The sequence below is a fragment of the Gilliamella sp. BG3 genome (assembly GCF_046635605.1).
In the GTDB taxonomy this organism is placed as follows: domain Bacteria; phylum Pseudomonadota; class Gammaproteobacteria; order Enterobacterales; family Orbaceae; genus Gilliamella; species Gilliamella bombi.
In genome coordinates, this window is sequence record NZ_JBIDFE010000022.1 from 28,165 (window position 1) to 40,149 (window position 11,985).

10 protein-coding genes are annotated in these 11,985 nt (G+C 33.8%); all 10 read right to left on the minus strand.

The annotated features are described in order from the left end of the window. Positions 1-199: 199 nt before the first annotated feature. Positions 200-1,510: a glutamate/aspartate:proton symporter GltP gene (gltP, locus tag ACGH6S_RS10050; protein ID WP_085165204.1), complete on the minus strand. Its 1,311-nt coding sequence runs from the start codon at positions 1,508-1,510 to the stop codon at positions 200-202. An 88-nt stretch (positions 1,511-1,598) separates the two neighbouring features. Further along, positions 1,599-4,298: a DNA topoisomerase (ATP-hydrolyzing) subunit A gene (gene gyrA, locus ACGH6S_RS10055; protein ID WP_085165195.1), complete on the minus strand. Its 2,700-nt coding sequence runs from the start codon at positions 4,296-4,298 to the stop codon at positions 1,599-1,601. 97 nt (positions 4,299-4,395) lie between these two features. Further along, entirely contained in the window at positions 4,396-4,974 is a 579-nt protein-coding gene (locus ACGH6S_RS10060; protein ID WP_065590272.1) for an SIS domain-containing protein, read from the minus strand. A 15-nt stretch (positions 4,975-4,989) separates the two neighbouring features. After that, a complete protein-coding gene (locus tag ACGH6S_RS10065) occupies positions 4,990-5,361 on the minus strand; it encodes a YraN family protein (RefSeq protein WP_065590271.1) in 372 nt (123 codons plus the stop codon). Continuing rightward, positions 5,327-7,174, minus strand: a complete 1,848-nt coding sequence (locus ACGH6S_RS10070; RefSeq protein WP_085165197.1) for a penicillin-binding protein activator — start codon at positions 7,172-7,174, stop codon at positions 5,327-5,329. Before ACGH6S_RS10070 ends, ACGH6S_RS10065 begins: the two co-directional genes overlap by 35 nt. A gap of 21 nt (positions 7,175-7,195) precedes the next feature. Further along, positions 7,196-8,278, minus strand: a complete 1,083-nt coding sequence (gene rlmM, locus ACGH6S_RS10075; RefSeq protein ID WP_085165199.1) for a 23S rRNA (cytidine(2498)-2'-O)-methyltransferase RlmM — start codon at positions 8,276-8,278, stop codon at positions 7,196-7,198. Between the two features lie 47 nt (positions 8,279-8,325). Further along, positions 8,326-9,276, minus strand: a complete 951-nt coding sequence (gene lpxL, locus ACGH6S_RS10080; RefSeq protein WP_065590268.1) for an LpxL/LpxP family Kdo(2)-lipid IV(A) lauroyl/palmitoleoyl acyltransferase — start codon at positions 9,274-9,276, stop codon at positions 8,326-8,328. 218 nt (positions 9,277-9,494) lie between these two features. Continuing rightward, positions 9,495-10,289 carry a thymidylate synthase gene (gene thyA, locus ACGH6S_RS10085; protein WP_296302316.1) on the minus strand — a complete coding sequence of 265 codons (795 nt, stop codon included), beginning with the start codon at positions 10,287-10,289 and terminating at the stop codon, positions 9,495-9,497. Further along, the gene (gene lgt / locus ACGH6S_RS10090) at positions 10,286-11,155 is read right to left on the minus strand and encodes a prolipoprotein diacylglyceryl transferase (protein ID WP_296302315.1); all 870 of its coding nucleotides are present in this window, start codon (positions 11,153-11,155) and stop codon (positions 10,286-10,288) included. Before lgt ends, thyA begins: the two co-directional genes overlap by 4 nt. Continuing rightward, the gene (gene rppH / locus ACGH6S_RS10095; RefSeq protein WP_065590265.1) at positions 11,152-11,724 is read right to left on the minus strand and encodes an RNA pyrophosphohydrolase; all 573 of its coding nucleotides are present in this window, start codon (positions 11,722-11,724) and stop codon (positions 11,152-11,154) included. The genes lgt and rppH overlap by 4 nt, the downstream gene beginning before the upstream one ends. Between the last annotated feature and the right edge of the window lie 261 nt (positions 11,725-11,985).

Here is an 11,985-nt window from a genome sequence, read left to right on the forward strand (position 1 = left end):
GAAATACCTAATTATGAAAAAAGAGAGCATTGCGAAGTTGATTTCTTTCTGATTAGTGGTCACCGATGGTGAAAGAGTTGAATTTGACATGACAAAATATTTCTTATTCTTATCAATAATTAAATGGATATACTTTGCATAAAACTACCTGATAAACAGGTAGTTTTTTGGGGATAAATTAATCTACATAATTATTTAATCATTTTAAATATTGTTGTTCATAAGCTCTTGCTTTTTTGTCGTCAAAAGTATGTTCCCAACGCGCAATAACAATTGCTGCTAGTGCATTACCAACCACATTAACTACTGTTCTGCCCATATCTAAAATACGTTCTACCCCCATAATATAACCAATCCCTTCAAGAGGAATACCGACACTACCTAGGGTTGCCGATAAAACAAGAATTGACGCACCAGGTACACCTGCAATCCCTTTAGATGCAATCATTAAAGTGATGACAATAATAACCTGATCCAAAATAGTTAAATCTATGTGGAATAACTGTGCTAAAAAGATAACAGTAATACTTTGATAGAGTGTTGAACCATCAAGATTAAATGAATAGCCTGTAGGTATAACAAAGCTAGTTATCGATTTTGGTGCTCCATAAGCTTCCATCTTTTCAATTATTTTAGGCAATGCAGTTTCAGAACTTGCGGTTGAAAATGCAATCACTAATTCTTCTTTCAAGATTTTTAATAATGTAAAAATATTAAATTTACAAATTTTACAAACCAGCCCTAATACCACTAACGTAAAAATAATCATTGCCGAATAGACGGTTAAAATTAATTTAAGTAGTGGAAGTAAAGATTCAAATCCATATTTAGCAACCGTTACCGTGATAAGAGCAAATACACCAATAGGTGCATAACGCATTATCATATTAGTTACTTTAAACATAGTATCTGAAATTACTTTTAAAAATAAAAGAAAAGGTTCACGTTGTTTATCTGGCAAAGACATTAAGCCTAGACCAAAAAAGACACAAAAGAAAATCACAGGTAAAACAGCACCGTCCGTCATAGCTTTAAAGATATTAGCAGGAATCATATCTAATATCATAACAATTAAACCATGAGGTTTACCGCTTAATTCTTCAGCTGCTTGGGTATACTTACTAATGTCTGTCGTTGCAAGTGTTGAGGAGTCAATTCCCGAGCCAGGTGAAAAAATATTTCCCCAAGAAAGACCTAATAAAATAGCAATAGTTGTAATAATTTCAAAATAGAGAATTGTTTTAAAACCTAAGGTCCCTAACCGTTTTGAACCACCAAGACCTGCAATACCTAGAGTTAAAGTACTCAGTATAATTGGCAACACAATCATTTTAATTAACCGAATGAAGATATCGCCTGCAGGCTGAAATATATTTACTATTGAAAATTGATAATATGAATGCAAAGGGTGGTTTGTAGCAGAGAGCTCAAATAAATAAGCACCTACGGCAATTCCTAAAATCAAAGCAATCAAAATTTGCCATGCAAGATTTGTTAATATTTTTTTTATTAAAAATGACATCTAATACTATTCCTTTTTACGATTCTTTAAAATAAAAAAGGATTAGCAAAACTAATCCTTTTAGATTATTAAATAATTAATCCTCGGACACTTGAAGTGAATCGTGCCGTTCATTATTTTCCGATACCTCCGATCCACTTGCGTCATCTTCTGTTTCGGCTATTCGTTGTAATCCCACAACTTTTTCGTTGTCAGCTGTTCGAATAAGCATGACACCTTGAGTGTTACGACCAACAATACTTACCTCTGAAACACGAGTACGAACAAGCGTTCCTGCATCTGTGATTAGCATGATTTGATCGGTTTCATCAACTTGAACTGCGCCAACAACAGTACCATTTCGCTCACTAACTTTGATAGAAATAACACCTTTAGTTGCTCTTGATTTGGTTGGATATAGTTCTTGCTGTGTGCGTTTACCATATCCATTTTGAGTTGCAGTTAAAATTGCGCCACTACCTCTAGGTACAATTAACGAAACCACTTTATCATCGCTATCAAGTTTTATGCCACGTACACCTGCGGCCGTTCTGCCCATACAACGAACTTTATTGGCTGGGAAACGAACAACTTTACCATTAGCAGAAAATAACATAATATCTTCAGTCGTTGAGATTTCACCAATCAGGTTATCATCTTCTGAGTCAATATCTTCAACAATGGCATCATCATTAAGTTCTTCATCATCTACAATAGCTGATGGATCATTGCTAGTTAAATCGACGCCAATTAATTCATCATCATCACGTAAATTAATCGCAATAATACCGCCACTTCGTGGACGACTAAATTCAATTAAAGATGTTTTCTTAACTGTACCTTGTGCTGTAGCCATAAATACACAATGTTCATCATCAAATTCTCGAACAGGTAAGATTGCTGTGATTCGTTCGTTTTCTTCAAGAGGTAACAAATTAATAATTGGACGACCTCGAGAACCACGGCTGGCTTCAGGCAGTTGGTAAACTTTCATCCAATATAATCGACCACGGCTTGAGAAGCAAAGAATCGTATCATGGGTATTGGCAATTAATAGTTTTTCGACAAAGTCTTCTTCTTTAATTTTAGTGGCAGATTTACCTTTACCACCTCGACGTTGAGCTTCATAATCTGAAAGTGGTTGATATTTTACATAACCTTGATGGGAAAGAGTAACGACCACATCTTCTTGAGCAATAAGATCTTCAATATTAATATCTGCACTGCTCGCTGTAATTTCTGTTCTTCTAGCATCTTGGAATTGGTCTCGAACGCTTTCTAATTCTTCACGAATCACTTCCATTAAACGTTCTGAGCTAGCTAAAATATGTAATAACTCACCAATTTGAACCAATAATTCTTTGTATTCATCAAGAATTTTTTCATGTTCAAGGCCGGTTAAGCGGTGTAAGCGGAGATCTAAAATCGCTTGAGCCTGTGCTTCTGATAAATAATAATGTCCATCATGAATACCAAACTCTGGTGCTAAATCTTCTGGTCTAGCTGCATCATTACCTGCTTTTTCTAGCATGGCAGCAACATTTCCAAGTTGCCAAGCTTGGCTCAATAATTTAGTTTTTGCTTCACTAGGTGTTGCAGCAGCACGAATAAGCTCAATGATAGGATCAATATTGGCAAGTGCGATTGCTAAACCTTCTAATACATGAGCACGTTCGCGTGCTTTGCGTAATTCATAAATGGTTCGACGAGTTACAACTTCTCGTCTATGAAGCACAAAAGCCTCAATCATTTCGCGTAAATTTAGGAGTTTTGGTTGGCCTTTATGTAAAGCCACCATATTGATACCAAATGAAACTTGTAATTGAGTCAAAGAGAAAAGGTTATTTAATACAACTTCACCAACAGCATCACGTTTGATTTCAATAACTATGCGCATACCGTCTTTATCTGATTCATCACGTAATGCCGAAATACCTTCTATTTTTTTATCTTTAACTAATTCTGCAATTTTTTCGATCAGTTTTTTCTTATTAACCTGATACGGAATCTCATTAACAATAATGGTTTCACGTCCACTATGATCATCAACTTCTATGGTAGCTTTAGAGCGAATATAGATAATACCACGACCTGTGCGATACGCATTTTCAATACCTTTTCGACCATTAATTAATGCTGCTGTTGGAAAATCTGGCCCATGGATATACTCCATTAAACCATCGACTGAAATATTTTCGTCTTCAATAAAAGCCAAGCAACCATTGATAACTTCAGAGAGATTATGAGGAGGAATGTTAGTCGCCATACCAACAGCAATCCCTGATGCGCCATTAATTAATAAGTTAGGAATTCGTGTTGGTAACACATCTGGGATCATTTCTGAACCATCGTAATTAGGTGAAAAATCAACTGTCTCTTTATCTAGATCAGTTAATAATGCTCCCGCAAACTTTTGCATACGAATTTCAGTATAACGCATCGCAGCAGCTGAATCGCCATCAACAGAACCAAAGTTACCTTGACCATCAACCAACATATAACGTAATGAGAATGGTTGAGCCATACGTACAATTGTGTCATAAACTGCTGAATCACCATGTGGATGATATTTACCAATTACATCCCCAACAACACGAGCAGACTTCCTATAAGGTTTATTCCAATCATATCCAGCTTCATGCATAGCAAATAAAACGCGCCGGTGAACAGGTTTTAAACCGTCACGGACATCAGGTAAGGCACGCCCAACAATGACAGACATTGCATAGTCAAGATAAGAAGATTTTAATTCATCTTCTATATTAACGGGGGTTATTTCTTTGGCTAGTTCGGTCATAACACCATGTACTCTTATTAATTTAAGTCATCAAAATAGTTCACAATTATAGCATAAAATCACTATTAATGCAGAATTAAACCGTCTTTATTTCAGCTTATTTACTGTGAATAAATAGTCTATTCTCGATTAATTGGCACAAGCAATTTAGAATCATAGCGTGCATTTCGTATGCCATCACTTTTTTGTAAGACGGAATTCTAATTTCAATATCGTTCTGGCCTAATAAGCCAATAACTTCACCACCATCAAAAGCAGTTAATGCGACAATTTTCATATCTTTAATTACCGCTTCTTGAACTGCACGAATGATAGATCTGCTATTCCCTTGGCAAGTTGCTATTATTAAAACATCACTTTGTTGCCCTAATGCTTGAATTTGACGAGCATAAATCTCCTCATGATTAGCTATAGCACTTAATAAAACATTGTCTGATACTAAAGCCATTGCAGGAATACTTGGTCTTTCAATATTAATACTGGTGATTAAACGTGAAGTAAAGCTTTGTACATTAGCTGCTGATGAACCATTACCACAACTCATAATTTTGTTGCCATTAAGTAAACTATCGACAATAATATTCGCTGCCTTTTCAATAGAATAGCCAAGTGATTCTGCCATCACGATTTGAGTTTGAATACTTTCAGTGAAGTAATTTTTAATTAAATCTTGCACACTTTTCACCTAAAATTAAAATGCATTAATAATCCATTTTTTGCTGTTACCTGTAATAGCAAAAATATCAAACCTAAATTCTGTATCTTCAATATTTAAATTTTGCGCCATCATCCATTGTTGGGCAGCCTGCCTGATTTTATTTTGTTTATTTAGTGTAACTGTCATCTCCGCATCACCAAAGTTAGCATTTTTTCGATAACGTACTTCAATAAAAACAAGACATTTATTATCAAGCATAATTAAATCCAGCTCTCCAAAGCGAAATTGGCTATTATGTGCAAGAAGTATAAGCCCTTGCTTAAGTAAATATTTGCAAGCTATATTTTCATAATGCTCGCCAATTTGTTTTTTATTCGCTTTTTGAATCAGATTTATCTTCACCATAAATATATTGCTGCCAGGAGAGTGCACGTGTCACTTCGCATTGATCACTTGTTGATAATTTACCTGTCATACCATCTAAAAAATTAGGTTGATATGAATTAAGTTGATTAAAACGATTTGTTAGTCTCCACGCATCAATGCCCATTGCATACAGGCGAATTAATGAATAATCTTTCTGAATGTTGCTAGGTATATTTGTATTTACCTTATCCATTTGATTTATAACCATAGGGATATCTGCATATTCAGTTTTATTCATATCATAATTAAAGTCATTAGAAGCATTAGCTACATGACTTTTAGAACTTGAATAAAGTGTAACCGCAGATGAATTTCCAATAGTTTTATTTGCACCCATATCAAGCATTGGCTTTATCAACGTCAATTCATCATATGAAGAATAAACATAAATAGCATCAAATCCAGCAGATACCATTCCCCCTGATAGCGTTTCATCTATCAAAATAGGATTGCCAGCAAGACTAATCCCTATGTTACGATTCATATTGGCGCTTAGTGTTTGAGTGTTACCAAAATATTGTACGTAAGCTTGTGAACTATTTGCTGACAATTGTGACCACTGTACAGCAAAACTTTGTGCAACACGTTTACCCAAATCATTTTGAGGGACTAACAGTAATGGTTTTATTTTATTTTGAGAATAAATATGGTCTGCCGCATCTTTTGCTTCATCTTCAGGAGATAAAGCAAAATAACAAATTTTATTTGCAGACGCAGTAGTGTTATCAACCTTATTCAAGGCTAAGACAGGAATAGCTGGCTCTAGTGATTTTAATTCAATAACTTCTTTCTTTAATAAAGGACCTACAATTAACTCAACATTTTGTTCCTGTGCTTGCTGGATTAAAGTATTCATTGGCGCACTAGTTGTATCAAGTATAATCACATTTTGTTGTGGTTCTTGTGGAAAAAACTTAATTCCATCCATGTAACCTTGACGAATTGTTTCACCAAATATACGTGAAGAGCTATTTAATGGTAACAATAATGCAACTTTTTTTGCATTAGCATCAACAGCAAGTGTTTGTTCTCCAGTTAATATCGAGATAATCTCTTTTGCGGGATGATCTGGATATTGTATAGCCCAATTGTTAATAGCTTGTTTTAATAGCTGTTTTTGATTTTCGGATTTTGTAGCAATAATTTCTGGTGTATCATCATCTTGTGGAGTGGATGCTTTACTCGCATTTTGGTAAGCATAAGCTAAATCAACCCAACCTTGTAATATAGTTTCATTTTCATCAACTAAAATTTTGCGGATTTTACCAGATTTTAATTTACGGAAAAAATTCCATGTATTATTTAATAATTGCCTTTTTTCTGTTTCTGATACATATTTTTCTAATTGAAGATAATCGTGGGCTTGAGCATTAATATCTTTACCATTTATATCTAAACCCAATTTAATAATGTAATAACGATACAGTTGTGAATTAGACAAATTTTCAATAGTGAATTGATTCAGATCAAATGATTTCCTTTTTTTTACAGCGATTTGACCCTCTGATAATAACTTTTCTTTTTGTTGCTCATCATTAAGTTTGGGTGGTAAATTTGATAATAATGTAGTTGCTTGTGAAAATTTATTTTCTTTTATTAGTGCACGAATAGCTAATAATTGCCAATTAACTTTATCTATTCCAGAACTATTATCTGCTTGTGAAAGATAATAACTAGAATTTTTGTTATCATCAAAGTTAAGAGATTTCTCTGAATTTCCTAAAGTACAACATACCAAAAATGTAAATAATGGTATTATTAATATAGCATAAAAGTAACGTTTCAAGTTCATACCTACTCTCTTATAATTTTGTTATCCCCAAATTCGTTGTACATGAACCGTAATTTCTTCTCGATCATGATAAAGCTGTTTTGCTTGAATTTGTACGTTGATTTTTTTATTATTTAACTCTTTATTTAACGAATATAGATTTTGTTTTACTTCTTCATAACGTTTTTTCATTGGTAATTTGAGGTTAAAAATAGCCTCTCTACACCAACCATTAATTAACCATTTGGCTATTAATTCTGTTACTTTAGCTGGTTTCTCAACCATATCACAAACCAACCAATAAATATTATGCTTTTTAGGTATAAATTTAAAGCCATCTTCCCGATAATGTTTAACTTGTCCAGTTTCCATCAATTTTTCATCCATAGGTCCATTATCAATGGCATAAACCATCATACTTCTTTTAACCAGTTGATAAGTCCAACCTCCAGGACAAGCACCCAAATCAACAGCGTTTAAACCACCTTTTAATCGCTCCTCCCACTCATCATAAGGAATAAAAATATGGAAGGCTTCTTCTAATTTTAATGTAGAACGGCTTGGCGCATCAGAGGGAAATTTTAATCTTGGAATTCCCATATAAAAAGGCGAATTATTTTGACTTAGTGAATAACCAACATAACAACTGGTATTACTGATAAAAAATAAGTGGACAACGGGTCTTGATGGATTCTCAATTTTTAATAAAATACGTTTACTTCTTAATGCTTGACGAAAGGGCACGGTAAATTTACGACAAAAGCCAGAAAGCGCTTTACCTTCATTTGTATCAGCAACTTCAACACGTAGATCTCCAGCTTTGTCAATACATCCAGATAATGCATCAATGATTGGAGAAATACGGTTATCTGTAGGTAAATCAACTAATAGATCACCTGCTACAAACATTTGCCTTGCAAAAATTAGTGTTCGAAAATCTAAATTTTTTATTAATAATTGTGCATCATCATCTTGATAGCATTCAAAAACAACATAACCACTGTTTTCTTTAACTTTAGCAAAGCCATATACTTCTTTCTGAGCAGCTTTATCTGTAATTTCGTTAGCACACTCTTTTTCAAATCCACAACGGCAATAAAGAATAATTTTGTTTAGTTTTTGCATATTATAATTTTTTGCTCTTTCAACAGAAGCTATAAAAAATATTCATATTAATCAGATTGAACATTATCAGTATATAAAGGTGCATCACCTTTTGGACGAGTTTTAAATCTTCGATGTAACCACATATATTGCTCAGGTGCTTTTAGAATTTCTTGTTCAATCGCTTTGTTCATAAAAGTAGCAGCAAGTACATCATCATCAATTGGATAATCTTCAAGCTCTGATGTTACATAAACAGTGTAACGACCATCTTTCTCACGCTTAGGAGTAAATGGTATAATAGCTGGCTGAGCTAATTTCACTAATATACGCGTGCCTACAGTTGTTGCAGCTTTTTTTACTGAAAATAGAGGCGCAAATACACTATTTTTAGGACCATAATCATGATCTGGTGCATACCAAAGTAATTCACCATTTTTTAGTGCGCGGATCATTCCCTTAGTATTATGCCGATCCAGCATATATTTATTTGATTTGAGTCTTCCTTTAAGCTGAACATAATCCATCACAGGATTATCATTTGGACGGTACACTCCGACTCCAGGATGGTTCATTCCTAAGATACGTGCACCTAACTCTAATGTTAGAAAATGAATACCAATGAGTAAAACACCTTGACCTGATTGTTGAACTTTTGTGATATGAAAATCGTCTACAATAGAAACTTTTTTAGCAAGCCGTTTATCAGACCAAAACCATGCCATACCAGTTTCAAAAATGGCTAAACCTGTTGAAATAAAATTCTCACGCAACATCTGATCACGTTCAGATTGTGTTTTTTCAGGAAAACAGAGTTTAAGATTTTGCCTAGCCGTTTCTTTACGTTTGCCGATTAATTTCATCGAAAGCAATCCTAACCCTTTTCCCAATTGATAAATGATTGGATATGGCAATAAAACGATTAAATATAAAATACCAATACCAAGCCACGTTAACCAATAACGAGGATGTAATAAACTTTTAGTAAAAATAGGGCGAATTTCTTGATTTTGACTCATATTAAGATCAAATTATTATTAATAATACAGTTGCTTATTATATCTTATTTTTCGGGAGCATAAAATAAACAAAGTCTAAGGACTTTATATCATTATTCTGTGACTAAATTTGTTATCAGTTTATATTTAAGTAGCTCACAGTTAAAACTATTAGCTATTCTTAAAATTATCTATTTTTATACTGAAACACATAGTTACCTGAAACTTTTTAACGAAAATCAAACAGCAACAGGCGCTTTGATTGCTGGATACGGTTCATAACCAACAATTTCAAAATCCTCAAATTCATAATCAAAAATTGTTGGAGGTTTACGTTTAATAACTAATTTTGGCAATACTCTTGGTTCACGACATAGTTGCAAATGAGCTTGTTCTATATGATTAGAATAAAGATGTGTATCACCACCAGTCCACACAAAATCACCTACTTGTAATTCGCATTGCTGTGCAATCATGTGTACCAACAAAGAATAGCTGGCTATATTAAATGGTAATCCTAAAAATACATCACAAGAACGTTGATAAAGTTGACAAGATAGTTTGCCATTTGCAACATAAAATTGGAAGAAGGCATGACACGGTGCTAATGCCATTTGATCTAATTCTCCAACATTCCAAGCAGAAACAATCATACGTCTAGAGTCAGGATCATTTTTAATTTGATCAATTAACTGTGAAATCTGATCTATTTGACGACCATCAGCCGCTCCCCATGCCCGCCATTGTTTGCCATAAACAGGACCTAAATCACCATTTTCATCAGCCCATTCATTCCAAATAGTTACCTTATTATCTTGAAGATACTTAACATTTGTATCTCCCTTCAAAAACCAAAGCAATTCATGAATAATTGAACGTAAATGACACTTTTTAGTTGTAACAAGAGGAAAACCTTCTTGTAAATTAAATCGCATTTGATGCCCAAAAATAGATAGCGTTCCAGTTCCCGTTCGGTCTGACTTAGGTGTACCTTCATCTAAAATTTTTCGCATTAACGCTAAATATTGTTTCATTGTGTTTTTGCCTTATTATTAAATCTACATGCAAATAAAAGAATAAAAATACCACCAATAATCATTGGTAGACATAATATTTGTCCCATACTGATAATATTTAAAAATAATCCTAACTGCTCATCTGGTTGTCTAAAAAATTCTATAACAAATCTAAATAAACCATAGCAAAATAAAAATAGGCCAGATACAGAGCCTGTAGGTCTTGGTTTTCGAATAAAAATATTTAAAATAATAAACAGTACTATTCCCTCAAACACCATTTCATAAAGTTGTGAAGGATGCCTCGGTAAAATACCATTTAATTGGGAATAAAGTGAAAACCACTCAGGATGAGACTGAACAAACATAAAATCAGCATGCGATGATGTTGGAAATAACATACCAATAGATGAATCAGTTACTCTTCCCCAAAGTTCTCCATTAATAAAATTACCAAATCGCCCAAACATCAAACCAATCGGGACAAGAGGGGCAACAAAATCACCGACTTGCATAAAAGTTTTCTTTGTTCCCTTTGCAAAAAGGGCAATAACGCAAATCGCACCAATTAAACCACCATGAAAAGACATACCGCCTTCCCAGACTTTAAATAAAATTATAGGATCTTTGATAAAAGCTTCTAAATTATAGAAGAAGACATAGCCTAAACGGCCTCCAATAAAAAGACCTAAAAACCCCCAAAATAATAAATTTTCAACCTGCTGTGACGTCCATTGACTATTTGGCTTATTTGCACGGCGCTTAGCCAAATAAAGTGCACCCAGCACTCCAAATAAATACATTGCACCATACCAATGAAGTGATACCGGACCAATGGAAAAGGCTATTGGATCGAAATTAGGGAATTGTAAATATTGATTCATTTTTTATTACGCTTTTTGTTTTTCCGTTTATTAGCAAAGAAATTAAATCGTTTCTTTTTAGAAATATTAGTTACTGATGTCTCTATTTCAGACTGTATAGCAAACACAGATAAAGAAAATTCCTTCATTGCCTTTCTATAGACATCTCGTTTAAATGCAATCACCTGTCGAATGGGATACCAATAACTAACCCATTTCCAATCATCAAATTCAGGTGCTGAGGATGTATTGAGATTAATGACTGATACATCAGATATTAATTCTAATAAAAACCATTTTTGTTTTTGCCCAATACAAACTGGCTGATTTTCCCAACGGATCATCCTTTTGGGTAACTTATATCGTAACCAACCATTAGTAACGGATAAAATCTTCACATCTTTTGATGATAAACCAACTTCTTCGTTTAATTCGCGAAACATTGCCTGCTCAGGCGTTTCGCTTTGTTTTATTCCGCCCTGAGGAAATTGCCAAGAATTTTGCCCATACCGACGAGCCCAAAGTACTTGACCATACCTGTTACAAATAACTATTCCTACATTCGGACGGTAGCCATCATTATCGATCACTGACTACCTCAAAAAAATTTTCCTTGTATAGCTGAATTGTTTCATACATACAGCAAGAAATAAATAGAAAATAATTACAAAGTGACAAATACCTTCTTTTTTTGACTGTTTTTTATACTAATTAATATTTGTTACTGCATTAATTAATTTTCAATAATCAAAATGATATTTAATAAATATTCCAAAAAGCAAAAAGCCCAGCATGACTGCTGGGCTCTCTATATTTAAAAGTCTGGCGGCACCCTACTCTCACATGGGTAA

Excerpts from the sequence above, each read along its gene's own strand:
- lgt (WP_296302315.1), bottom strand. The coding sequence starts at position 11,155 with ATGAATCAATATTTACAATTCCCTAATTTCGATCCAATAGCCTTTTCC.
- rlmM (WP_085165199.1), bottom strand. The coding sequence starts at position 8,278 with ATGCAAAAACTAAACAAAATTATTCTTTATTGCCGTTGTGGATTTGAA.
- ACGH6S_RS10070 (WP_085165197.1), bottom strand. The coding sequence starts at position 7,174 with ATGAACTTGAAACGTTACTTTTATGCTATATTAATAATACCATTATTT.
- thyA (WP_296302316.1), bottom strand. The coding sequence starts at position 10,289 with ATGAAACAATATTTAGCGTTAATGCGAAAAATTTTAGATGAAGGTACA.
- lpxL (WP_065590268.1), bottom strand. The coding sequence starts at position 9,276 with ATGAGTCAAAATCAAGAAATTCGCCCTATTTTTACTAAAAGTTTATTA.
- gyrA (WP_085165195.1), bottom strand. The coding sequence starts at position 4,298 with ATGACCGAACTAGCCAAAGAAATAACCCCCGTTAATATAGAAGATGAA.
- ACGH6S_RS10065 (WP_065590271.1), bottom strand. The coding sequence starts at position 5,361 with ATGGTGAAGATAAATCTGATTCAAAAAGCGAATAAAAAACAAATTGGC.